14 protein-coding genes are annotated in these 25,605 nt (G+C 35.8%); 12 read left to right on the top strand and 2 right to left on the bottom strand.

The window, feature by feature from the left end; all coding sequences use genetic code 11:
• Positions 1–70: 70 nt before the first annotated feature.
• Together ASD98_RS00975 and ASD98_RS00970 are read left to right on the top strand one after the other, a co-directional pair.
• The gene (locus ASD98_RS00975) at positions 71–868 is read left to right on the top strand and encodes an SDR family oxidoreductase (protein ID WP_056198831.1); all 798 of its coding nucleotides are present in this window, start codon (positions 71–73) and stop codon (positions 866–868) included.
• 6 nt (positions 869–874) lie between these two features.
• On the top strand, positions 875–1,711 hold the full coding sequence (locus ASD98_RS00970) for an amidohydrolase (RefSeq protein WP_056198828.1): 837 nt from the start codon (positions 875–877) through the stop codon (positions 1,709–1,711).
• A gap of 174 nt (positions 1,712–1,885) precedes the next feature.
• Here the strand turns inward: ASD98_RS00970 and ASD98_RS00965 are convergent, their stop codons facing one another.
• On the bottom strand, positions 1,886–3,562 hold the full coding sequence (locus tag ASD98_RS00965; protein ID WP_056198826.1) for a glycoside hydrolase family 28 protein: 1,677 nt from the start codon (positions 3,560–3,562) through the stop codon (positions 1,886–1,888).
• Positions 3,563–3,983: 421 nt separating this feature from the next.
• Between ASD98_RS00965 and ASD98_RS00960 the strand changes: the two genes are divergently transcribed.
• The 4 genes from ASD98_RS00960 (at position 3,984) to ASD98_RS00945 (ending at position 10,550) form a co-directional block, all read left to right on the top strand.
• On the top strand, positions 3,984–6,500 hold the full coding sequence (locus ASD98_RS00960; protein WP_056198824.1) for a right-handed parallel beta-helix repeat-containing protein: 2,517 nt from the start codon (positions 3,984–3,986) through the stop codon (positions 6,498–6,500).
• Positions 6,501–6,671: 171 nt separating this feature from the next.
• Positions 6,672–7,736: a Gfo/Idh/MocA family protein gene (locus tag ASD98_RS00955; protein WP_056198821.1), complete on the top strand. Its 1,065-nt coding sequence runs from the start codon at positions 6,672–6,674 to the stop codon at positions 7,734–7,736.
• Positions 7,733–9,313 (top strand): sodium:solute symporter, encoded by a 1,581-nt coding sequence (locus ASD98_RS00950; protein ID WP_056198818.1) that lies wholly within the window; start codon positions 7,733–7,735, stop codon positions 9,311–9,313. The genes ASD98_RS00955 and ASD98_RS00950 overlap by 4 nt, the downstream gene beginning before the upstream one ends.
• Before the next feature lie 295 nt (positions 9,314–9,608).
• Positions 9,609–10,550, top strand: a complete 942-nt coding sequence (locus tag ASD98_RS00945; RefSeq protein WP_128414761.1) for a hypothetical protein — start codon at positions 9,609–9,611, stop codon at positions 10,548–10,550.
• A gap of 113 nt (positions 10,551–10,663) precedes the next feature.
• On the opposite strand, the gene ASD98_RS00940 is transcribed toward ASD98_RS00945, so the two are convergent.
• Positions 10,664–11,878: an MFS transporter gene (locus tag ASD98_RS00940; RefSeq protein WP_056198812.1), complete on the bottom strand. Its 1,215-nt coding sequence runs from the start codon at positions 11,876–11,878 to the stop codon at positions 10,664–10,666.
• Between the two features lie 101 nt (positions 11,879–11,979).
• Here ASD98_RS00940 and ASD98_RS00935 point away from each other — a divergent pair, with 101 nt between their 5' ends.
• From ASD98_RS00935 to ASD98_RS00910, 6 genes are all read left to right on the top strand, one after another.
• On the top strand, positions 11,980–12,798 hold the full coding sequence (locus ASD98_RS00935; RefSeq protein ID WP_056198809.1) for a helix-turn-helix domain-containing protein: 819 nt from the start codon (positions 11,980–11,982) through the stop codon (positions 12,796–12,798).
• Between the two features lie 301 nt (positions 12,799–13,099).
• Positions 13,100–15,286 carry a family 78 glycoside hydrolase catalytic domain gene (locus ASD98_RS00930; protein WP_056198806.1) on the top strand — a complete coding sequence of 729 codons (2,187 nt, stop codon included), beginning with the start codon at positions 13,100–13,102 and terminating at the stop codon, positions 15,284–15,286.
• A gap of 137 nt (positions 15,287–15,423) precedes the next feature.
• Complete coding sequence (locus tag ASD98_RS00925) at positions 15,424–17,100, top strand: hypothetical protein (RefSeq protein ID WP_056198802.1); 1,677 nt, start codon at positions 15,424–15,426, stop codon at positions 17,098–17,100.
• 194 nt (positions 17,101–17,294) lie between these two features.
• Positions 17,295–18,419, top strand: a complete 1,125-nt coding sequence (locus tag ASD98_RS00920) for a hypothetical protein (protein ID WP_056198799.1) — start codon at positions 17,295–17,297, stop codon at positions 18,417–18,419.
• A gap of 222 nt (positions 18,420–18,641) precedes the next feature.
• On the top strand, positions 18,642–21,962 hold the full coding sequence (locus tag ASD98_RS00915; protein WP_056198796.1) for a glycoside hydrolase family 2 TIM barrel-domain containing protein: 3,321 nt from the start codon (positions 18,642–18,644) through the stop codon (positions 21,960–21,962).
• 216 nt (positions 21,963–22,178) lie between these two features.
• On the top strand, positions 22,179–25,592 hold the full coding sequence (locus ASD98_RS00910) for a glycosyl hydrolase (protein WP_056198793.1): 3,414 nt from the start codon (positions 22,179–22,181) through the stop codon (positions 25,590–25,592).
• The last annotated feature ends 13 nt before the right edge of the window (positions 25,593–25,605 follow it).

Here is a 25,605-nt window from a genome sequence, read left to right as displayed (position 1 = left end):
TCTTTTCTTCGTCAGGATGACAAAAATGAGAAAAACATAGCTATTGCTAAACCTTTAAATAACCACAAAAATGGATTTAAATTTAAAAAATAAGATTGTTGTCGTTTCCGGTTCGGCTGGAAAGGAAGGCAGTATCGGAGAAACAATCATTAACCGAATTGCAGATGAAGGTGCGATTCCGGTTTTAGTTGACAGAAATGCAAGAGGTTTCGCTTACGCGGAAAATCTTCAAAAGAAAGGAATAGATTCTTTATTTGTGCAGACTGATGTAACTGATCCTGTGGAAATCGAAAATGCTGTAAAAACAATCGTGGCAAAATACGGAAGAATCGATGCTGTTATCAACAATGTTGGTGTAAATGACGGTGCAGGTTTGGATGCTTCTTATGAAGAATTTATGGATTCTTTGAAACTAAATGTGGTAAGTTACTTTTTGTTAGTTAAATATGCGCTTCCGTATTTAAAAGAATCAAAAGGAAATATTTTAAATATTGGCTCAAAAGTAGCTTTAACAGGGCAGGGCGGTACTTCAGGTTACGCTGCTGCAAAAGGAGGGGTTCTTGGACTTACAAGAGAATGGGCAGTAGATTTAATTCAATTCGGAATTCGTTCGAACGCCATTATTATTGCTGAAAGTTATACTCCGGCATATGAAGACTGGATTAAAACATTAGCAGATGGAGAAACCGTTTTAAAGAAAATCAACAAAAGTATTCCGTTTGAAGGCAGAATGACTAAAACAGAAGAAATAGCAGATACGGCACTTTTTATTATTTCTGATCGTTCTTCGCACACGACAGGACAATTTGTTTTTGTGGATGGCGGTTACGTACACTTAGATCGTGCTTTAATTAACGATGTAAACTAATTTAGAATGAATAACCGTATAGATTCTCATCAGCATTTTTGGAAATTTGATCCCATTAGAGATAATTGGATTGATGAAACAATGTCTGTAATTCAAAGAGATTTCCTGCCGGAAGATTTATCACCTTTGCTTAAAGAAAATAAGTTTTCGGGTTGTGTAGCGGTTCAGGCAAGTCAGTCTGAAGAAGAAACCAATTTCCTTGTTGATTTAGCTTCTAAAAATGATTTTATAAAAGGAATCGTAGGCTGGGTTGATCTTCGGGATAAAAATATATCGGAACATTTACGTCATTTTTCTTCGAATAAAATAATTAAAGGATTCCGACATGTTGTGCAGGGAGAGGCTGATGATTTTATGTTTAGAGAAGATTTTCGCAACGGGATTTCGGCTTTAAAAGAGTTTGATTTTACGTATGATATTCTGATTTTTCATCGTCAATTACCGGCTGCGATAAGTTTGGTAAAAGATTTTCCAAACCAAAAGTTTGTGATCGATCATATTGCAAAACCTGATATTAAATCAGGAAGCATTGATTCTTGGAAAAAAGGGATCGAAGAAATTGCAAAATTCAGCAACGTATGGTGCAAAATCTCAGGAATGGTTACAGAAGCTGATTGGAAAAACTGGAAACCAGAAGATTTAAAACCGTACTTGGATGTTGTTTTCGAAAACTTTTCTACTGATAAACTGATGTACGGTTCAGATTGGCCGGTTTTAAATGTAGCTTCTGATTATCATGAAGTGGTAAAAACTTTAGAAGATTATATTTCAAAGTTTTCTATTGAAGAACAGAATAAGATTTGGTTTGAGAATGCGAATTCGTTTTATAAGCTAAACAGTTAGTTTTTTTTCTAAACCATATCAGTGATATAAGTTCATTTAATAAATACGAATAAAGAATCTCGCAAAGACGCCAAGTCGCTAAGAAAATAAAACTTTGCGACTTGGCGTCTTTGCGAGAACTATTTAAGAACCAGCTAAATTGAGCTTATATTACTTATAAGGTTCAATAAAAAATTAGAATTTAACCGCCTTCTTAGGAACATTTTTATCAATAATTGTCGTCTTAGAAAAATTTACCGAAGAACCACTCAAATCAATATTCTTGCTCGCTTCACCATTAATCGTAATTGCGCTAGAAGAACCAGAATTAAACTCTATATTTTTCAAAGAAAGGTTTTGCGCATTGTAAATTTCAAAAGCATTTTTAGCCTCAATATCCAATTTTGCATTGCTGATTTTAATTCCATTAGCATCAATTATAGAAAAACCTTTCTGAGCTTTGGCAATCAGATTTGTAATTTCAATATTCTCTAAATTCATTTCAGGAAGACCTTGTAAAAATACAGCCTGCTGCGCACCTTCAATCGTAATATTTTTGATCACGATATTTTTAAACTGAGGTGTTTCTTCGTTTACCGGAATCGCTTTTGTACTTACCGTATTTCCGCCTTCAGCTAAAGTTTCTGCGATTGATTTTCCTCCGTAATACAAATCAAAAGAAATCGCCTGAGACGGAATGTCAGTCATAAAAATATCAGAAATAAAAATATTTTCTACAACACCGCCGCGCCCACGCGTACTTTTAAAACGAAGACCAACATCAGTTCCCATGAAAGTACAGTTGGAAACATGCAGGTTTTTTACTCCTCCAGACATTTCACTTCCAACGGTAACACCGCCGTGACCATGATACACGATATTGTTTTTTACAATGATATTTTCGCAGGCAACACCTCTGTCACGTCCGTCTTTATCTTTTCCTGATTTGATACAGATCGCATCGTCACCAACATCAAAACTTGAATTTTCTATTACTACATTTTTGCAGGATTCTACATCAAGACCGTCACCGTTTTGAGAAAACCAAGGATTACGAACTGTTATATTTCGAACAATTAAATCCTCAATCATTAACGGATGAATATTCCAAGCAGGAGAATTTTGAAAAACAGGTCCGTCAAATAGTACTCTTTTGCTGTTTTGAATACTAACCAATACCGGACGTAGAAAATCATGAATAGCCTCAAAATCTTCTTTAGTTTTCAAATCATGACGCACATTTTGATCGGCACCTTTAGCACCTTTTAAATATTGTTCAGAAGGATACCAACTGTCTTTCTTTTCGTTAAGAACACCGCCAGAATCTACAAATTTCTTCCATTGTTCTTCTGTCAGTTTGCTTTTTTTAACTTGTCTCCAAGCTTCGCCTGAACCATCCCAAACACCATTTCCTGTAAAAGCTATATTTTCAAGGTTTTTACCATAAATAGGAGAAATGCAGCGCCAGGTATTTAAACCTTCAAAACTGGTTTCTATAATTGGATATAAAGTTTTATCTGTAGAGAATTTGATCAGTGCACCAGTTTGAGCGTGAAGCTCAATATTGCTTTTTAGAATGATTGGACCCGTAAGCCAAATCCCTGGCGGAATAATTAATTTTCCTCCGCCTTTTTTAGAAAGTGCATCAATAGCATCGGCGAAAGCCTTAGTATTTAGAACATAACCGCCATTTACAGCTCCAAAGTCTTTTAAATTCACGCTGTTCTGTGGAATAACAGGTTCTTTGACTTCAGCCATTTTAAATTCAATGTTTTTATAAGTATCAGCAGATTTCTGTGCAGAAACTGTATTGAAACTCAAAGCAAAAGAGGCAAGAGCTACACATAAAAGGGTATTTCGGTTAGTTTTCATTCTTATTGTATTATAGTTTACAGTCGGGAAACCGCTTCATTATCAAATTGAATTTTTTATTCATCAATTTTTTTCAATAAAATTACAGTTTTTTAATTTGAAACATTTAATGTAATCGATTACACAAATCTATTAAAAAAATAATAGGAAATGACAGTTTTGCCAGTTTATCACATCTTTTTTGTGAATTTAACTTTTTCTAATTATGAAATCAGAAGATAATGAAAAATTAAATTTTAAAGTATTCCGTGTTAAAGGCAATATTGCAGGAGGGTACAGGATGCTTGTCATTTTATATTCTTCTAAATTGTCCCAATTATTTTATAAAAGTGTTAAAAATACATTTATATGTAAATTTAATAGTACTTTAAATTAATGTCTTGTAATTTTATCTAAAGAAAAAAAATCAATACTATAAATAATGCGTTTAATTCCTTTCAACAAATTACTGGTTGTTTTTTTAATGGTATTCACACTTTCGGCAAGTGGAGCTGAAATTTGGGTTTCACCATCAGGAAAAGATTCGAACCTCGGAACAAAATCAAATCCGCTGGCAACAGTTAACATGGCAATGCGAAAAGCCAGAGAACTCCGTCGTTTAAAAGACCCATCGATAAAAGACGGAATTCGAATCATAGTAATGAATGGAACGTATTATTTAAACGAACCGTTGTTTGTTCGCCCTGAAGATTCAGGAACTGCCGACAGTCCAACAACAATCGAAGCCGATGTAAATGCAAGACCAATCATAAGTGGTGGAATCGAAATTAAAAACTGGACAAAATCGACAACCGTTATCAACGGACTTAAAAAAGGTGCTGTCTGGGTGGCTGATGCTCCTAAAAAAGCAGGAAGCCTGATTGATTACCGACAATTATGGGTAAATGGCAAAAAAGCCGTAAGAGCGAAAAATACTGCGGGAACTACGATGGAGCGTATTTTATCGTGGAATCATGAAGAACAAACTTGCTGGATTCCGTTCAAAGATAAATCGGTAAAGTTTGAGCCGGGAATGGAAATGTTTATTGTACAATGGTGGTCGAATGCTAATCTTCGAATCAAAAATATCGAAGTGCAGAAAGACAGCGCCAAACTTTCATTTGAAGAACCAGAAAGCCGTATTCAAAGCGAACATCCGTGGCCAGCGCCTTGGATTTCTAAAAACAACGGAAATTCGGCTTATTTCTTAAACAATGCTTTTTCGCTTTTAAATGAGCCTGGAGAATGGTATTTGGATAAGAAAAATGCTAAGATTTATTATGTTCCAAGAGCGGGAGAAGAAATTAATTCGGTTACCGTTACGGCTCCAGTTTTAGAAAATCTGGTTGAAGTAAAAGGAACAATCGATTCTCCGGTGCATCACTTTCAATTTAAAGGAATTTCGTTTCAGTACAGTAATTGGCTTCGTCCTTCACAGCAAGGTCATGTGCCGTTGCAGTCGGGTTTATATTTGTTAGATGCTTATAAACTGAAAGTTCCAGGTACGCCAAATCAGGCGAGTTTAGAAAATCAGGCTTGGGTGGGAAGACCTCGCGCCGCTGTTGAAGTAAATTACTCGAATAATATTCAGTTTGAATCGTGCCGTTTTGAGCATTTGGCTTCGACTGGTTTAGATTTAAATAAGGGAACGAATCACAATACCGTAAAAGGAAATTTATTTAAGGATATTGGCGGAAGTGCCATCAACGTTGGGATTTTCTCTGAAGAAGCTTTTGAAGCGCATTTACCTTTAATTATAAAAGATGAAAGAGAAATGTGTTCTGATGAAATGATTTCAGATAATTTAATTACCAATGTAACCAATGAAGATTGGGGAACTCTTGGAATCAGCGCTGGTTTTGTTAGAAATATTACCATTGAACACAACGAAATTTCGGATGTATCGTATTCCGGAATGGCAATGGGCTGGGGATGGACGCACACACCAAACGTGATGCAGAACAATAAAATTCTGGGAAATAAAATTCATCATTATGCGAAACATTTACATGATGTGGCAGGAATTTATACGCTTTCGGCACAGCCTGGCAGCAGAATTGAAGAAAACTATATCGACAAGGTTTATAATAGTCCATATGCGCACGATCCGTTTTTATGGCTGTATTTGTATACTGATGAAGGAAGTGAAGGTTTTACGATTAAAAACAACTGGATTGCCGAAAAGAAAATCCTAAAAAATCATAATGGTCCAAAAGGAAATATTTGGGAGCATAATGATCCGTATGTAAGTTCTAAAATTAAAGACAATGCTGGAATCAGAGCGCCTTACAAAGATTTAGAAAAGGAAGTCGTAATCGATGAAAAATGGGGGTTGCAGGAAATGCCAAAACCGTATGCAATTGAACTGATTGGTTCTAATTTCGATATCGAAAAAATCAAATCTACGCTGACTGGTTTTAGAATTGTAGGTCAGGAATTGTACCAATGGAAAAATCATTTGATAATTTATGGAAAAATGAATCAGCCGGAAAGAACAAAGCGAAAACTGACGGGCGCTTTCCCTTCTTTAGAAATTAAAATCTATGAAGATTTGGTGTATGATTTCCAAAATTTCGAAAGATGTAAAGATTCAAAACCAGCATCGGATTGGGAAAATATTGTGTTAACAGCGAATCTTCCTGCCGATGAAAAATTGCAAAAAGAATACGTAGAGTATCACAAAACGCAATTTGAAAAATGGCCAGAAGTTGCAAAAGGTTTCTGTAACGCCGATTTTCAGCAATTACAGGTTTTCAAAAAAGGCAGACAATTAATATTAGTGATCAGTATTCCGAATGGAGAAAATCTGGATAAACTAAATCCGAAAACAACTGAGAATAATCCAAAAGTAGATCAATGGAACGTCCTAATGAAAAAATACCAATCGGGAATTGAAGGTGCAAAACCAGACGAAACCTGGATTTTATTGAATAAAGTGAGTGTAGAAGAGAAGAAATAGAAGAAAGAGCGAAGAAGCAAGAAGCAAGAAGCAAGAAGAAAGAATGTATAGGAGAATTCAAGAAGAAAGAAAATCTGTTAGATCTGGTTAATCTGCGTGAAAAAACAAAACTAACCTCAAAGCAGGTTTCAGAAATAATCTAAAATCAACAATCTAAAATAACCACAACCCATGTTAAAAATAGCCATTCTGGGACTTGGAGAAGGACGAAGTACAATGTCAGCTGCTATAGAAAGTTCAAAACTAGAACTTGTGAAAATATGCGACCGAAACGAAGAACTGTGTAAACAGAGAGCAAAAGAATTCGATTTTCATTCTTATACAACCAATTACGAAGAAATCTTAAACGATGCTTCCATTGATATCATTGCAATTTATACGCCGGATCATTTGCACGCACAGCACGTAAAACAAGCTTTATTGCATGGAAAACATGTGGTTTGTACAAAACCTTTTATAGATGATCTTTCGGATGCTAAAGAATTATTAGAATTAAGCGCTAAAACAGGTAAGAAAGTTTTCATCGGACAAAGTTCTCGTTTTTTCGAACCAGCTAAAAGACAAAGAGCCGATTATGAAGCAGGTTTAATAGGAGATTTAATTACAATTGAAGCCCAATATCACGCAGATCACAGATGGTTTTTGAAGAAAGAATGGTCGCTTTTGCAATCATTTAAATGGTTGTATGGAGGTTTGAGTCATCCTGTGGATTTCATTAGATGGTATTTGCCAAATATTCAGGAAGTAATGGGTTACGGAATGATTAGCAGTAACGGACAATCAGCTGGTTTGAAGAATGAAGATACGATGCATTTTATCTTTAAAGCAGCCGATGGAAGAATTGCACGTGTAAGCGGTGTGTATACTTCGCCGACTCAGCCAGCACAGCGCGACAGTGGCATGAGTACAATTTTAAGAGCAACAGAAGGCGCAAGTCAGGCCGATTATCACGAATTACGTTATGCGGTTACAGACAAAACGGGAGAAGAAAAAGTAATTACGTGGGGCGACAGCACTTTAAAATATTATTTCCGTTTTGAAGGACAAAGTCATCATGGCGGGGAATATCAGAATTATTTAGAATATTTCGTAGATAGTATCGAGCAAGATTTTGAAGCTTATCCAAACATGGAAGAAGGAATTGGAACTGTGGCTTTACTTCAGGCAATGGATAAATCTTTGCAAACTGGAATGCCGGTTAAAATCGCCGATATTCTTAACGAATACGGACTATGAACAGTATCTACGACAAATTAACAACGCTTGATTTTATAATCGTTGCCGTGTATTTGGTGACTTTATTGATCATTGGTTATGTGGTAAGTGTAAAGCAGAGTAAGAAAAACGAAACGCTTTTTTTAGCGTCTAATTCGTTGAGCTGGTACAGCATTGGCTTTAATATGTGGGGAACCAATGTTGGGCCTTCGTCTTTATTGGCTTTTGCGAGTATTGGTTACGCAACCGGAATTGTTGCAGGAAATTTTGAATGGTACGCATTTGTATTTTTACTGCTTTTGGCGATGGTTTTTGCACCAAGATATATTGCGAGCAAAGTAAGCACCATGCCCGAATATATGGGAAAACGCTATGGCGATAGTACGCAGAATATTCTCGCTTGGTATGCTTTGGTGAAAATCTTAGTTAGCTGGTTGTCTTTAGGATTATTCAGCGGAGGCGTTTTAGTACGTCAGATTCTAGGAATTCCGATGTGGCAGAGTGTAACTGTTTTAGTGATTTTCTCTGGAATTTTTACCTTTGCTGGAGGATTAAAAGCTATTGCAAAAGTGAATGTTTTTCAGATGATTTTGCTGATTGTAGTTTCATTGACTTTGTCGTATTTAGGTTTGCAAAAACTTGGAGGAATCGATGTTTTAATTGCAAAAACACCTTCTAATTTTTGGAATTTAGTCCGCCCTTCAGACGATGCACATTATCCGTGGCCGGCTATTTTATTAGGATATCCTGTAGCAGCTGTTGCTTTTTTCTGTACCGATCAATCGATGGTGCAGAGTGTTTTAGGAGCTAAGAATTTGGAGCAGGGACAATTGGGCGTAAACTTTATTGGATGGTTAAAAGTTATGGCTTTGCCGTTGTTTATTCTTCCCGGAATTTTGTGTTATGCCTTATATCCAGAATTAGGAAGCAATTCCGATTTGGCTTATATGACAATGGTTACGAATCTTTTTCCAAGTGGAATGAACGGTTTGGTAATCTGTGTAATGATTGCCGTTTTGGTAGGAACAATTGGTTCTTCTCTTAATGCTTTAAGTACCGTTTTTACGAATGATATTTACGTAAAGAAAATCAATCCAAATGCTACTATCAAAGATCAAATTAAAATTGGACGTTTAACGATTGCCGCTGGATGTGTTTTTGCGATTTTGATTGCCGTTGCGATTGACAATATCAAAGGGCAGAATTTATTCAACATATTTCAGGCAGTTTTAGGTTTCTTGGCGCCTTCGTTATCTGTTGTTTTCCTTTTGAGTGTTTTCTGGAAACGCACTACAAAAAAAGCCGTAAATGCAACACTTTCTTGGGGTTCTGCGTTTAGTTTGTTTGTAGGGGTTTTGTATTTATGGATTTTCCCTGCCGATAAATATCCGGTTTGGCCTCACTTTTTATTGATTTCGTTTTACATTTTTGCTGTGCTTTTAATTGCAGCCTTTATTATTTCTTTAACCGATAAAAATCCTGAAGTTAATGTTTCAGATGAAAGGGATATTCCTAAAACCAGTAAAAAGGTGAAGCTTTTGTTTGGTTTGTTGGGGTTGGTGATTTTGGCTTTGTATTTGGTTTTTATTGGGAATTAATAAATTTAAAGAATTTAAAACATAACCCGTGGTTTCAACCATGGGAATCGTAATATGATAAACGTAATGTTATATATCTTGAGCCCCAGTGGTTGAAAACACTGGCTATGTTTTGAAGCTCCGATTGCAAAAAACGTTTTCTTAGTAAGAAAACGTTTTTTTGTTTCTGCCTTATTTTCAATAAATATCTAAGTGTTATATTTATAGGATAAATCTTAAAATTATATTTATTTTATGTAGCTTTTTTACTATATTTGTATCGTTTAGAAATTTTTAGAACAAGAAAAATATAGTTATGACAAGAAATCTATTATTAGTATTTGCGATTTTTATTTTGTTTAGTACGGAAAGAATGTCTTCCCAAAATCAAAAGGTCTTTGTTACACGTGTAAAGAATTTAGATAATAGCATAGTTTTCAATTACATTAAAGAAGAGGTTGGGTCTTATTTTGTTGAAATTGAATTAGAAAAAGTGCAAAATGTTGCAGATAGCACTACATTGAAAAGAAAGTACGCTTTTAATCTGAATGAAAAATCGGGTACTCTTTTTAAGTTACTTCCTGCCAATGAGAAAAAAGAAATTTTTTGTTCTTATACCTTTAGTTTTACGAAGGGAACTATAAATCCAAAAGTTGATTATTCAATTAATTATTTGCTTCCATTTCAAAAAAATAAAAGCATAAGAGTTCTGGAATCAAAGCGTTTTAATGTTAAGCCGGAAGTATGGAAAAATTACCTTGTATACTCCAAGACAAGAGATACCATTTTTGCCATGAGAAAAGGTATTGTAATCGACATTAGAAAATTTGCCATAACAAACGTTGCAGATGCAAATGGACAATCATTGCCAGATTATAGAACAGAAGTTATAGTTGAACATGCGGATGGAACTAATGCATCTTATTCTGGTTTGGATGAAAAATCATTATTTGTCAGTTTAAATCAAACAGTTTATCCACACTCTCGCTTAGGAATTATGGATGATATAACAACTAACGGCGAGTACAGTTTTAGGTTTAATGTTTATTATTTTACGAACGAAGATTCTGAAAGGCTTAGTAGTAATAATAAAATTATACAAAGATCTGTAATGCCATTTTTCTTGGCTCAAGATGGAATTCAAAAATTAAATAATGAAAACAACTTCATTGCCACATATAATGATCCTGCAATATCTCAGGAGATGACAGAAGAAGAAAAAGAGAAATATCTTTCTAAAAATAGTATCCATTTCTAGTGATAATAAAAAAGCTTCAAGAAAACTTGAAGCTTTTTTATTGCAAGTGTTTTACAAAACCAATTTCATAATCTGCAAATTATACTTGTTGTTTTGTAATGTATTTTTTATTACTAATTCTCAACTTTCTTTTTCCTTTCAAGATTTGGCAAGAACCCAGTAATTATTCCAATTAAAGGTAGAAACGCACAAATTTTAAATACATATTCGATACTTGTAGCATCGGCAATTTTTCCTAAAATTGCAGAACCTAAACCGCCCATTCCGAAAGCAAATCCGAAGAAAAGACCCGCAACAAGTCCGACTTTTCCAGGCATTAATTCAGTTGCATAGACTAGAATAGCTGAGAATGCTGAAGAGAGAATCAACCCGATAATTACAGATAAAGTTCCAACCCAGAACAAAGAAACATAAGGCAGCATCAAAGTAAACGGAGCAACTCCTAAAATTGAAACCCAGATTACATATTTTCTGCCATATCGATCTCCAATTGGCCCACCGATTAAAGTTCCTGCAGCTACAGCACCCGAGAACAAGAATAAATATACCTGAGATTGTTGAATTGTGATGTGGAATTTATCAATCAAAAAGAAAGTATAATAACTTGTAATACTACTCATATAGAAATATTTAGAGAAAATCAGCACCAATAAAATAATCAAGGAACCAATTACTCTGTTTTTAGACAAATGATGCGTCTCGATTTGGTGAGAAGCTTTATTCGCATTTCTTTCAGATAAATGTGCCGTATACCAAATCGCAATTTTATACAAGGCAAAAACACCAACTAATGCAATAATACAAAACCAAGCGATATAAGATTGTCCGTGCGGAATCACGATAAAAGCTGCTAATAAAGGTCCGATAGCACTTCCTGCATTTCCTCCCAATTGAAAAATAGATTGCGCCAAACCTCTTTTTCCGCCTGAAGCTAAGTGCGCCACACGTGAAGATTCAGGATGGAAAATCGAAGATCCAATTCCTATTAAACTTACCGATAATAATAGATAAGTAAAGCTTGAAGCAATCGAAACCAAGAAAAGGCCAGTCATTGTAAAACACATGCCGACAATCAGCGAATATGGTTTAGAGTTTTTATCGGTATACATTCCAACAAAAGGCTGTAAAATTGAAGCCACGATTTGGTAAGTAAAAGTGATAATTCCGATTTGAGAAAAACTTAGATTAAAATTTTCCTTTAGCAGCGGATAAATAGAAGGCACAACTGCCTGTAAAAGATCATTAATTAAATGCGAAAAACTTATGATAAATAAGATCGAATAAGTGGTTTTTTTAAGTATTTCAGGATTTGCTTTAATAGTGTCCATGAGATATTTTTTGATTTTTAAATTAGGTTAAAAAACAACAGCTGTATTATTTTTTGCAAAGATTAAAAGAATTGTTATGTCAGAATTGCTATATTTGGACAATGAATAACCAAATTCGGACATATCGAATGGCGCAGGAACATGGATACAAAGTAGATCCATCGATTCCTGTTATTGGCTATACCGAAATGGTAACCAACGAGATGTGTATTTCGCATTCGCATCCAAGAGGGCAGCTAATTTATGCAACTCGCGGCGTAATGAACGTTGTGGTGGGCAATCATATTTGGGTGGTAAATCCGTTGCAGGGCTTGTGGCTTCCAGGCGGTGTGGAACATCAGGTTACTTTTCAGAAAGACGTCAATTATTACAGCGTTTTTATTGATCCGTCTGCAATGGAAGGATTGCCAGTAAACAGTTTTTCATTTGATATTCCGATGTTTTTAAAGCAGTTGGTTTTCAAAATCATCACTTTTGGAGTAGATGGAAATTTAACTCCGCCACAAAAAAGAATCATTTCTGTTTTCTTGGACGAATTAGCTTTAATCGAACCAAGCGCAACATTTCTCCCAACAACCAATCACGAAAGACTTCAAAAAGTAGTTGAGATTTTAATGAACGATGTTGCGAGTAAAAATACAATCGAATATTACGCCGAACTTTCATTTATGAGCACAAGAACTTTATCTCGATTGTTTATTAAAGAATTGGGAATGAATTTTAGCGACTGGCGAACACGCTTAAAATTGTTAGAAGCCATAAAACGTTTGGGTGAAAAACAATCCATCAAAGAAATTGCCTTTAATTTAGGTTACGAAACCACAAGCGCTTTTATTTATATGTTTAAAAAGCATTTAGGCAAAACACCTTCTAACTATATTCTAGAAGACGAAAACGAATCTGAAAGGATGATTGCTTAAATCATAATCCTAAATCTGGACGCTGATAAAACGGATTTACTTCGTAAAGACGCTGATAGAAACGGATTTATATTTATAGAATAAAAAAATCCGCATTAATCAGCGTCTTCGTGATAGCGAATCCGTCTCATCAGCGTCCCATAAAATTCTAACATCATTTTTTTTAGTACTAAAAAAGTGATACCCATAATTTTTCCCTTAAAAAATTATCAAAAAGTGCTATTTTTTGCGAAATAGCAGGATAGTACAGGTTGTCAAATGTGTAGAGAACACTTATCTTTAGCTCCAAAATAAATTATCTATGCTAAACCGCTTTTCCATTTTTAAGACTCTATTTCTTTTTGTTGCACTTTTTTCTTGTTCGCTATCATCAGCACAGGAAAAATCAAAAGAAGCGACATGGATCTGGTACCCAGGAGATTTTGAAGTTTGGTTAAGCAATAAAATGCAGGTAAGACGTACGGAACGCGAAGCAGTATTTCCACCGCTTTGGCAATATTATAGTCCTTATGCCTTAGTCACTTTTCAAACAGAAGTAGAGATTCCAAAGCCAGACGAGGTGAAAATCTTCTCAGAAGGACCTTTTCAATTACTTTTAGATGGCGTTCAAATTTATGGACAGCCAAAATCAATTACAGTTCCTGCCGGAAAACACAAAATTTCCTTTAAAGTTTACAATCAGGAAGTGTTGCCGGCTATTTATATTGCTGGTAAATATGTAAAATCTGATGCCTCTTGGAAAGTAACCAATGAAGATAAACTTTGGATTGATGAAACTGGAAAAGCACAACAATCGGGTACACCTTGGGTTCCAGTTGGTTCTTGGAATTTTAATTCGCCAGAAAACAAGCCTTCTGAGTTTAAACTAACAACCAAACCTTTGAGTGCAAAGAAAACAGAAAAAATAGGAGTTGGTGAACTAGTAGATTTTGGTAAAGAAACTTTTGGTTATATTAAAATTCACGGTTTAAAAGGAAAAGGTAAAGTAGCACTTTATTATGGAGAATCTCGCGAGGAAGCGCTGGATTCTGCTAAATGTGAAACCTTAGATCATTTATCTTTTGACGGAAAACAACCTGAAACTTACACTCACAATGGATCGAAAGCATTTCGCTATGTTCAGGTACAAGCAGATGCAACAGTAAAATACGATTCTATTTCGATGCTTTATGAATATCTGCCATTAGACTATCGTGGTGCTTTCAAATCTTCGGATGAACAATTGAATAAAATTTGGGATGTGTCGGCATATACGATGCATTTAACTTCCCGTGAATTTTTTATAGACGGAATCAAACGTGACCGCTGGGTTTGGTCTGGCGACGCTTATCAAAGTTATTTAATGAATTATTATTTATTCTTTGATTCGGCTTCTGTAGAACGAACGCTTTTAGCCCTTCGTGGAAAAGATCCTGTAACAGCTCACGTAAATATTATAATGGATTATTCGCTTTATTGGTTTGTAGGTGTTTACGATTACTACTTACATACAGGCGATACAAAATTTATTAAAACTTTTTATCCAAGAATGAAATCACTTATGGATTTTTGTTTGGAAAGAAGAAATAAAAACGGATTCTTGGAACCATTAGAAGGCGACTGGGTTTTTATTGACTGGGCAGACGGATTACCAAAAACGGGCGAGGTTAGTTTTGAGCAAATGCTTTTAGCTAGAAGTTTAGAAGCAATGGCTGTGAGTGCTGAAATTGCGGGTAAAAGTGAAGACCAAAAACAATATCAAAAATTAGGGGATGATCTAAAAACAAAATTATTTGATGTGTTTTGGGACAAAAAAGAAAACGTCATGAAGCACCAGCGTATTGACGGTAAAATGCAAAATATTGTAACCAGATATGCTAATATGTTCGGTATTTTCTTTAACTATTTTAATGAAGAACAAAAACAAAGCGTAAAAAATAAAGTGTTGCTTAATAAAGATGTTCTTCAAATCACAACTCCATATATGCGTTTTTACGAGTTAGAAGCATTGTGTGCGATGGGTGAACAGGATTATGTTTTAAAGGAAATGAAAGATTATTGGGGAGGAATGCTGAATGAAGGCGCTACATCTTTCTGGGAAGAATACAATCCAAACAAAAAAGGAACAGAGCATTTAACGATGTATGGACGCCCTTACGGGAAAAGCCTTTGTCACGCTTGGGGAGCAAGTCCGATCTATTTATTAGGAAAATATTATTTAGGTGTAAAACCAACCGCTCCGGGCTATTCAGAATATGAAATCAAACCAAATTTAGGTGGTTTAAAATGGATGGAAGGAAAAGTCCCAACTCCAAACGGTGAAGTAGCATTGTATTGCAATACCAAAGAAATTAAGGTAAAAGCAAGTGAAGGAGAAGGAAAATTAATTTTTGAAAGTGCAAGCAAACCAAAAACAAATTCAGGAACAATTACAGAGTTATCGAAGAATAAATATCAGTTGATTGTACAACCGAATGTGGAGTATAAAGTGAGTTATAAAGCTCTATAATTTTTACATTTCGTTTGTCCATTGCGAGGAACGAAGCAACCTCACTAGAATAAGTAACAATGATGGATATAGCAAATGTGATTGCTTCGTTCCTCGCAATGACAAGATAGAACTTAAGTTTTAAAAATAAAAAACCAATGTTTTCAAAAAATAAAAAATACAATTTCAAATTAAAAACCGCTTTTCTAATGTTATTGGCTGTCTGCATTCAAGCAACAGCACAAAACACCGCATGGAAACCAGCATCCTTTGAAATTGTAAAATCCAATTACAAAACATTCAAAACCACGCAATATGCCCATGTATTTTCAGGAAGCAAACATAATATTGTTCGTTTAGCTCAGGAATTACAAGGTTTAACAGGTATTGAACTTCCTTTAGAGAAATTTAAAAACGGAACTAACGCTTCGTTGCAGTTAAAGTTTAAAGAACAAGTTCAGGTTTTAATTGGTGTTTTTCAGGATAAAAATGCGGAATATCTTCAAGCAGATAAACTTCAAAATGCCAAATTAATTTTAGAAAATGGATTGACCATTACAGGTTTACCTCCTGTAAATGTATATGTTATTTCTTTCTCAAAAGGAACACAAACTTTAAATCTTGGAAAAGGATTATTTGCTGTTTTAGGAGTTGTAAAAGCTTCTGAAAAACTAGAACCAAGAAATGCCAAATTACCAGACGGAAAACTTTGGAATCCTACTTTTATTGTTGAAGGATTTTCAGATGAAAAACCGCTTTTCGAAGTTATTGGCGGAGAAAACAAACCGGTTATAGATGAGGGAATGTCTGGAACAGAAGGAATTCAGGGAGGTTTTGAAGGCGGACGTGTTGTAAAAGTTGGCGATACGTATCATATGTTTCCAACTGAAAGAGCAGGAGAAAAAGGCGTTGATTACTATTACGATCGTGTGAAAACCAAAATAGGACACTGGACAAGTAAAGATGCCATCACTTGGAAAAGAGAATCAACAATTTATCAAGCCAGCGGAACTTATGCTATAACCGAAGATGATAACCCTATGAATGATCGTCGTGCCGCAATTTGGTCGTATATGCCTGTTTTTAATGAAAAGGCAAATAAATGGTACGGTTATTATTTGGCTTATACGGTAAGCAAAGAAATAGAACCAAATCACTCTTTTGGAAGAATCTGGAGATGCGAATCTACCATTGAAGGAATTAACGGAATTGGCGGACCTTATAAAGATATGGGAATTATTATGGAACCAGGATTAGATTCTCAACCTTGGGAAGGACGTCAGGGTGTTGCCTCGTTTTTTCCGTATCAGGTTGGCGATAAATATTTCGGATTTTACAGCGGTGCTTATCCTTTTAATTCGTGGGCAGATTATCCGAAGAAATCAGGAAAAGGCTGGTTTGTAGCTTTAGCCGAGTCAAAAAGTTTAGAAGGACCATGGCAGAGAATGAATAAAGGTTTGGAACCAATTAAGACAATGCATCCGCAGTTTGTAGAAAATCCAATCGTTAGCCAATTACCAAATGGTCTGTACATCGCGATTTTCGATGGAGGCCCAGATGGCTGGGGACATCATTTACCAAATATGATTGCCTATTCTTTATCAGCAGACGGAGTAAATTGGGCAGAAGCGCATTATTTGCCAATAGAAACCAAAGTTAATAAATGGTGGGATATTATGAGAACGCCATTATGCCTAATCCCGGAAGGAAACGATGTTTACACAATAGTCTATAATGCCATTGATTTAAAAAGAAGATTTCATCCAACAGGAATGGTAAAAGTAAAACTGAACAAAGATGTGATGGAGTTACGTTTAAAGGAATTGAAGAAATAGAATAGAGTGGTGAAGAAGAAGAAGAAAGATGCAAGAAGCAAGATTTTAGAATATAGAAAATAGAGTATAGAAAATAGAGTATAGAAAATAGAACTTTGCTCCCGAAGCCTCGGGACTGTGACTTTGCGAGATTAAATCGCTCCAAAACAAAAAAAACTTAGAGCCTTAGCGCCTTCGTGGCAAAAAACATAAAAATGAAAATTAAATACCTAATCCTAACCATTTCAGCACTTGTCTTAACCAGCTGTGCAACTAAATACAAAAAACGAGACATCACCGAAAATGTAATGCAGGAGATTTATGAAGAAATCAAAACGCCTTTTAAATACGGTTTGGTAATGGTTCCGACCGACAACTCGTACAAAATGGACTGTCCAAGTGTATTTATAAAAGACGGAAAATGGTTTATGACCTATTTAATTTATGACGGAAGAGGTTATGAAACCTGGCTTGCGGAAAGTGACAATCTTCTAGATTGGAAACATCTAGGTAAAGTAATGTCCTTCTCAGAAAACGAAAAACATTGGGATGTAAACCAAAAAGCGGGATATATTTCGCTACAAGATCTAACTTGGGGTGGAAGCTACGAATGGGAAAAATACGATGATAAATACTGGATGAGTTATTTTGGTGGAGACAGTAAAGGTTATGAAGCAGGCGTTTTGTCAATCGGAATGGCGTATACCAAAGAAGCGCCGACAAAACCACACGAATTTCAAAGATTAGAAAATCCGGTTTTAACACCAAAAGACAAAGATGCCAGATGGTGGGATAATAGTACGATGTACAAAAACAGTGTAATTCGTGATAAAGATAAATTGACGGGACACAATTTCATCATGTATTATAATGCACGTGGCGATAGTATCAATCCGGCTAAAGGCGCTGAGCGTATTGCAATGGCAGTATCAAACGATATGAAAACATGGAAGCGTTATGGCGATAAACCATTAATCAATCATCATAAAGGAATTTCGGGAGATGCTTATATTCAGCGAATTAATGATACCTGGGTGATGTTTTATTTTGGGGCTTTTTGGACGGGTTGGAATCAAGGTGCATTTAATCGTTTTGCTGTTTCGAATGATTTAGTAAACTGGACGGACTGGAAAGGGGAAGATTTAGTTAAATCATCAGAACCATACGACGATTTGTTTGCTCATAAATCATTTGTGGTAAAACACGATGGCGTGGTTTATCATTTTTATTGCGCTGTTAACAAAGCAGAACAAAGAGGAATCGCCATTGCAACGTCTAAAGATTTAGGAAAAAGCAAATTGAATTTTGTGGCACCGCCGGAGAAAAAGACGAAGAATTAAGTACAAAGTACAAAGAATTAAGATACAGTACATTTTAAACCTGACAGGTTTTTAAAATCTGTCAGGTTTAATTACACAAAATAAATAAAGACCCAGTTTTGTCATTTCGACGAAGGAGAAATCTCCACAAGTAGCTCCACACAGGATAGTTACCAATCTTTGTAGAATATCGCGCGAAGATTTCTCGTTCCTCGAAATGACAAAAAAACTAAAAATAAAAGAATGTTTAAACCAAATCATATTCAGCAATTTTTCAACTTTCGACTTTCGACGTTCGACTTTTTGACTGTAATTTTACTATTCACAACTTACACACAGGCACAATCCGTAACAGGAGAACCAGCAGGAATTCCAGAATTGCATAAAAAGTACGAATTCGCACCTTGGGAAGACCCAACGATAACAAGCATCAATAGACAGCCATCAAGAGCAACAGCATACTCGTACACAAGTGTTGAAGATGCTTTAAAAGGCGACAGAACCAAAAGCCGAATCCAAATACTAAACGGCGATTGGGATTTTAAATATGCTGTAAATTTAAAAGAAGCTTCAAAAGATTTCTATAAAAATACGGTTTCAGGCTGGGATAAAATTGAAGTACCTTCAAACTGGGAAATGAAAGGATACGATAATCCAATTTACAAAAGTGCCGTTTATCCGTTTCGACCAATAAATCCGCCTTATATTCCTAAAGATTATAACGGAGTTGGTTCTTACCAAAGAAGTTTTTCTGTTCCAGAAAATTGGAAAGATATGACTGTGACTTTACATTTTGGGGCCGTAAGTTCAGGTTTTGAAGTTTGGCTTAATGGAGAATTTTTAGGTTACGGAGAAGACAGTTTTCTGCCATCAGAATTTGATATTTCGCCTTATTTAAAAGCGGGAGAAAATGTAGTTTCTGTTCGTGTAATCCGTTGGACAGATGGTTCTTATTTAGAAGATCAGGATCACTGGCGTATGAGCGGCATCCAGCGTGAAGTTTTCATTATGGCAGAACCGAAATTACGTATTCAGGATTTCTTCGTTCAAACTAAATTAGATAAACAATACACAGATGCTATTTTTAAACTGCGTCCAAAAGTGGAGAATCTAACTGGAGAAAAAGTCAAAGATTATACTATGAATGTTCAATTGTATGATGCGAATAATACGGCAATGTTCAAAGAACCGCTTCAAAGACCTGTGATTGATTTGATTAATGAAAGTTATCCTCGTTTGGATAATGTTCGTTTTGGGTTCTTTCAGGAAACCATTAAAAATCCAAAAAAATGGAGTTCTGAAGAACCGAATTTATACACGATGGTTATTTCCATAAAAGATAAAAACGGAAATATTACCGAAGCCAAAAGCTGTAAAATTGGTTTCCGTTCAATTGAATTTTCGAAAGAGAATGGAAAAATGCTCATCAACGGGAAAGAAACTTATGTATATGGCGTAAACCGTCACGATCATCATCCAACAAGAGGAAAAGCCGTTACAAGGGACGATATCAAACAAGATATTACCACGATTAAAAAGTTCAATTTTAACTTTATAAGAACAAGCCATTATCCAAACGATCCTTATTTTTACGAATTATGCGATCAATACGGAATCATGGTGATGGACGAAGCCAATCAGGAAACACACGGAATTGGCGGAAAATTAAGCAATGATCCGCTTTGGACAAATGCTTATTTGGAAAGAATGATCAGAATGGTCGAAAGAGATAAAAACCATCCATCGGTGGTAATGTGGAGTTTAGGTAACGAAGGCGGAAAAGGACCAAATCATGCTGCAATGTCGGGTTGGGTTCACGATTTCGATATTACGCGTCCCGTACATTATGAACCAGCGCAGGGAAATGCAAAATTAGACGATTACATCGATCCGCTTGATCCGGGATATCCTAAAACAATTGATCACGCTTACCGATTCGAAAATCCGCAGGACGATTCGTATGTAGATATGGTCAGCCGTTTTTATCCGGGCGTTTTCACTCCGAAATTTTTAGTCGATCAAAAGAAAGATACACGACCAATTATTTTTGTTGAATATTCTCATGCGATGGGAAATTCAGTCGGAAATTTAAAAGAATTATGGGATGAATTCCGTTCGCTTCCAAGAGTTATCGGAGGCTGTATTTGGGAATTTAAAGATCAGGGATTAGTAAAATTTGATTCAAGATCAGGTCAGAATTATTTTGCTCATGGAGGAGATTTTGGAGAAAAATATCATGATGGAAACTTCAACACCAAAGGAATTGTAGATTCTAACGGAAAACCAAAAGGTTCCATTTTTGAAAATAAATGGGTATATCAGCCAGCGATTTCGACTTTAAACGGAAATCAGTTAGAAATCAAAAATCGTCAGGCGGTTAAATCATTAGAAAGTTATACACCTGTTTTGAAAGTGTTGGAAAACGGAAACGTAATCAAAACTCAGATTTTAAAACCATTCAAAGTAGAAGCAGGACAATCAACAACTTTGGATATCAGTTCTTATCTGCCAAAAATGAAAACTGATGCCGAGTATATTATTAATATAGAATTCCAGCTTTCTAAAGACGAACTTTGGGCTTCAAAAGGTTACGCTGTTGCGGAAGATCAGTTTCTATTGAAAAAGAAAGAAGCTGTTTCGTCTGAATCGAAAAAAGAAATTGTAAACGTTTCCGAATCAGATTCGGATTTCAAAATCAAAGGAAAAACTTTTGATATTACAATTGGAAAAACAAACGGAGCTTTGAGTTCTTATATTTTTAACGGAGAAGAGCAAGTTTTTGCGCCGCTATTACCAAACTTCGTAAGACCGCTTACAGACAATGATAAACGTGGCTGGAAATCGCAAAAATTATTGAAACAATGGTATAAAGCAAAACCAAAATTGGTAAACATTAAAATTGATAAATCGGCTTCAGAAATCAAAATTACAAGCGATTACGAAATAATAAAAGACAGTGCAAGTGTAAACGTAGTATACAACATCAAACCAGACGGAGTGATAAAAGTAGATTACAGTTTAAAAGCTTCAAACAAACTGCCAAACATTCCAAAAATCGGAATGCAGATGGGTGTTCAGAGAAAATTTGATCAGATTTCTTGGTACGGAAAAGGAGAACTCGAAAATTACAGCGACAGAAGTTTTGGTTCGTTTGTAGGCAAATATTCGCTTCCAATTAATGACTTTATCGAACATTACCCAAAACCTCAGGAAAACGGAAACAGATGCGATGTAAGATGGATGGCGTTGAGTACTCCGCAGAAAAATAATGGATTTTTAGTAGTAAACAATACCAAACTACTGAGCATGAGTGCATGGCCGTATACACAGGAAAATTTAAGTTCAGCAGGCCATACATATGACTTGAAAGATCCAGGGTTTTTGACTGTAAACATCGATTTAATTCAAATGGGAGTGGGAGGAAATGACAGCTGGACACTGGTTGCACAGCCATTAGAGCAGTATCAAATTAAATCTGGAAACTATGAGTATAGTTTTTATTTGACACCTTTCAGCGGTTCAAAAAATCAGTTGGAAAGTAGTTTGAAGAAGTTTAAGTATTAATTGATAATTAAAAATTAAAAATTAAGAATTAAAAAGTACAGTTTGTCATTTCGACGAAGGAGAAATCTTCGTAAGAAACTCCACAAGGATTGGACTTTCGTTACGGAGCTACTTGTGGAGATTTATCCTTCGTCGAAATGACAAAAAAATGCGATATATCAAACCCGACAGGTTTTTAAAACCTGTCGGGTTACAAACGAAATAAAACAAAGAATAATGTTTCAAAAAAAACACCTCTTTTTTATCCTCCTTTTGACGAGCTTTGTCTCTGCACAGGAAGTCCATAAAAAAGAAACCTCTTTTCAGCCAACATTAGAATCTTCAAGACCTTGGGTGTATTGGTATTGGATGAAATCGGCCTATTCTAAAGCAGGAATCACAGCCGATTTAGAAGCTATGAAACAAGCGGGAATTGCAGGAGCTTATTTAATGACCATTAAAGGGCCGGCAAATCCACCATTGATTGATCCGCCGGTTTTACAGCTGAGTCCTGAATTTTGGGATATGATTCATTGGGCTTTTAAAGAGGCAGATCGTTTAGGATTGAAACTTGCTTTTCACGGAGCTGATGGATTTGCAGTTGCAGGCGGGCCGTGGATTAAGCCAGAAATGTCGATGCAGAAAGTAGTCTGGTCAACAATCGAAATTTTAGGAGGCAAAAAAGTGGCTTCAAAACTTGCTGTTCCAGAACATTACAAAGACTATTATAAAGACATTGCAGTTTTTGCTTTTCCAATTAAAGAATACCAAATTACTTCGGAGACTCAACTGCCAAAAGTAACGACATCAAATAATACAGATGCTTCGTTTTTGGCGGATCCAAAAAAAGACGAAAACTTCAAATTTGCCGATGCAGGCTGGATTCAGTACGAATTTGCACAGCCTTTTACCTGCAAATCAATTGTCATTGAAACCAAAGGAAGAGATTTTCAGGCGCAGCGTCTAATTGTGGAAGTGAGCGATGATGGAGTTCATTTTAGATTCCACGAAAGAATGATTGCACCACGCCACGGCTGGCAGGATATGGATTTTCCTAATACACATACCATTACACCCGTTACCGCAAAATATTTTAGATTTGTTTATGATCCAAAGGGAACAGAACTAGGTGCAGAAGATTTGGATTTTGCGAAATGGAAACAAAACCTGAAAGTGAGTAAAATTACACTTTCAAATCAGTCGTTGATTAATAATTTCGAAGGAAAATCAGGAGCAATTTGGCGTTTGACTCCGCAGACTACCGACAAACAAATTCCAAATTCTGATGCATTCAAAAAATCAGAAATTATCAATATTTCCAATTTTGTTGATGCCGATGGAAATCTGAATTGGAAAGCACCAAAAGGGAAATGGAAAATTATCCGAATGGGACATACTTCTACAGGACATGAAAATGCCACTGGCGGAGCAGGAAAAGGATTGGAAGTAGATAAATTTAATCCGGAATTAATCCGTTTTCAGCTGGATCATTGGTTTGGAGAAGCCGTTCGTTCAGCTGGCCCTGAATTGGCTTCAAAAGTTCTGGAAATCCTTCATTTTGACAGCTGGGAATGCGGAAGCCAAAACTGGTCTTCGGTTTTTCAGGCCGAATTTAAAAAGAGACGTGGTTATGATATTGTAGAATATTTACCTGTAATGGCTGGAGTTCCGATAGAAAGCGCTGATTTTTCAGAGAAAGTTTTATACGATGTTCGTAAAACAATAGCCGATTTAGTTGCCGATAATTTCTACGGAACCGTAGCTCAGATTGCAAAAGAATATAACGTTAAGTTAAGTTCAGAAAACGTTGCGCCAACAATGATGAGTGATGCTTTGCTGCATTATAAATATGTGGATTATCCAGGGGGTGAATTTTGGCTGAAAAGCCCAACGCACGACAAACCTTTTGATATGATCGATGCCATTTCTGGCGGACATATTTATGGAAAAGATATTATTCAGGCGGAATCTTTTACGGCTTTACGAATGGATTGGGACGAACATCCGGGGAATCTAAAAACGACTGCAGACCGCAATTACGCCTTAGGAATCAACCGTTTATTCTATCATGTTTTTGTTCATAATCCGTGGACGAACAGAAAACCGGGAATGACTTTAGACGATATCGGGACTTTTTTCCAGAGAGACCAAACTTGGTGGAAACCCGGAAAAGCATGGTTTGATTATTGCCAAAGAGTGCAGTTTCAGTTGCAAAAAGGAAAACCTGTAATCGATTTGGCGGTTTTTATTGGAGAAGATTTTCCTTCCCGTTCTTTTGTTCCAGATCGTTTGGTGCCGTTTATTCCAAATGTGTTTGGTGCAGCAAGACTCGAAAGCGAGAAAATCCGTTTAGAAAATGAAGGTCAGCCAACGGCAAAAATGCCAAAAGAGGTTACCTATTCTAAAAATATCACCGATTTATCAAAATGGATTAATCCGCTAAACGGTTATCAATATGATTCTTTCAATACCGATGTTTTAATCAACCGTGCGAAAGTGGTAAACGGAAAAATTTCGTTTGATGGCGGAATTGAGTACGGTGCTTTATTCTTTCCGGGAAGTCATAAAATGGGACCGAATAAGATGCTTTCTTTGGCTTCCGCCGAAAAAATATTGCAGTTGGTAAAAGACGGAGCGACAATTTTTGTGGATGAAAAACCAAACCTTCAACCGGGAATGCATTCAGAAACCGATCAAAAAAAATGGCAGGATGTAATGGATGAAATCTGGAATAATGCCAATTCATCTTCATGGAAAATCGGAAAAGGAACAGTTGTCAAATTACCTTATTTAGGAAATGATTTTGCTTCAATAGGAATTACCCAAGACGTTTATTTTCCAAATTTAAACCGAGTTGATGCAGAAACATTGGCGTGGGCGCATCGCAAATCAGATACGGAAGATGTTTATTTCATTTCCAATCAAAAAGAAGAAAAACGTTTTTTTGAAGCGTCTTTCAGAATTTCAGGAAAAGTTCCACAATGGTATAATCCAGTAACAGATCAAACATCGGCTTTAGTCAATTGGAAAATAGAAAATGGAAGAACTATCGTTTCGGTAATTTTAGATGCAAACGAATCTGGTTTTGTGATTTTTAAAGAAGAAACTAAAGAGGTTTTAGCAAATGGAAAATTATCTGAATTTGAAAAGGTACAGACTTTAGATGAAAATTGGGAATTACAGTTTGATCCTGAATTTAAAGGCCCGAAAGAAGTGGTGAAAACAAACAAACTTTTCGACTGGAGCACTTCTGAAAATGATGAGATTAAGTATTATTCGGGAACTGTAATCTATAAGAAAGATTTTGTCTGGAAAGGAAAAACCAACGATAAATTCTGGCTTGATTTAGGCACAATTGCCAATCTTGCCGAGGTAACCATAAACGGAAAAGACTGTGGAACAATCTGGACATTTCCATATAAAACAGAAATTTCTGAAGCCTTAAAAAAAGGAAAAAACACGATAGAAATTAAAATAACAAATACCTGGGCAAACCGATTAATTGGTGATGAAAAATTACCAAAAGAAGAAAGATTAACCTGGACAACAGCGCCGTTTAGATTGCAGGAAGGAATATTATTAAAAGCTGGATTGTTAGGTCCGGTTAGGATTGTGAAAGAAAAAAATAGATGTTTTAAAAAAAATGAATAGCGTCCAGCTTTAG

Source organism: Flavobacterium sp. Root186 (assembly GCF_001428525.1).
Taxonomy (GTDB): domain Bacteria; phylum Bacteroidota; class Bacteroidia; order Flavobacteriales; family Flavobacteriaceae; genus Flavobacterium.
Note: the sequence above shows the minus strand (reverse complement) of the source record. Positions and strands in the feature narration are given on the sequence as shown.

Coding starts and splice junctions, on each gene's coding strand:
- ASD98_RS00975 (WP_056198831.1), top strand. CDS start 71: ATGGATTTAAATTTAAAAAATAAGATTGTTGTCGTTTCCGGTTCGGCT.
- ASD98_RS00970 (WP_056198828.1), top strand. CDS start 875: ATGAATAACCGTATAGATTCTCATCAGCATTTTTGGAAATTTGATCCC.
- ASD98_RS00965 (WP_056198826.1), bottom strand. CDS start 3,562: ATGAAAACTAACCGAAATACCCTTTTATGTGTAGCTCTTGCCTCTTTT.
- ASD98_RS00960 (WP_056198824.1), top strand. CDS start 3,984: ATGCGTTTAATTCCTTTCAACAAATTACTGGTTGTTTTTTTAATGGTA.
- ASD98_RS00955 (WP_056198821.1), top strand. CDS start 6,672: ATGTTAAAAATAGCCATTCTGGGACTTGGAGAAGGACGAAGTACAATG.
- ASD98_RS00950 (WP_056198818.1), top strand. CDS start 7,733: ATGAACAGTATCTACGACAAATTAACAACGCTTGATTTTATAATCGTT.
- ASD98_RS00945 (WP_128414761.1), top strand. CDS start 9,609: ATGACAAGAAATCTATTATTAGTATTTGCGATTTTTATTTTGTTTAGT.
- ASD98_RS00940 (WP_056198812.1), bottom strand. CDS start 11,878: ATGGACACTATTAAAGCAAATCCTGAAATACTTAAAAAAACCACTTAT.
- ASD98_RS00935 (WP_056198809.1), top strand. CDS start 11,980: ATGAATAACCAAATTCGGACATATCGAATGGCGCAGGAACATGGATAC.
- ASD98_RS00930 (WP_056198806.1), top strand. CDS start 13,100: ATGCTAAACCGCTTTTCCATTTTTAAGACTCTATTTCTTTTTGTTGCA.
- ASD98_RS00925 (WP_056198802.1), top strand. CDS start 15,424: ATGTTTTCAAAAAATAAAAAATACAATTTCAAATTAAAAACCGCTTTT.
- ASD98_RS00920 (WP_056198799.1), top strand. CDS start 17,295: ATGAAAATTAAATACCTAATCCTAACCATTTCAGCACTTGTCTTAACC.
- ASD98_RS00915 (WP_056198796.1), top strand. CDS start 18,642: ATGTTTAAACCAAATCATATTCAGCAATTTTTCAACTTTCGACTTTCG.
- ASD98_RS00910 (WP_056198793.1), top strand. CDS start 22,179: ATGTTTCAAAAAAAACACCTCTTTTTTATCCTCCTTTTGACGAGCTTT.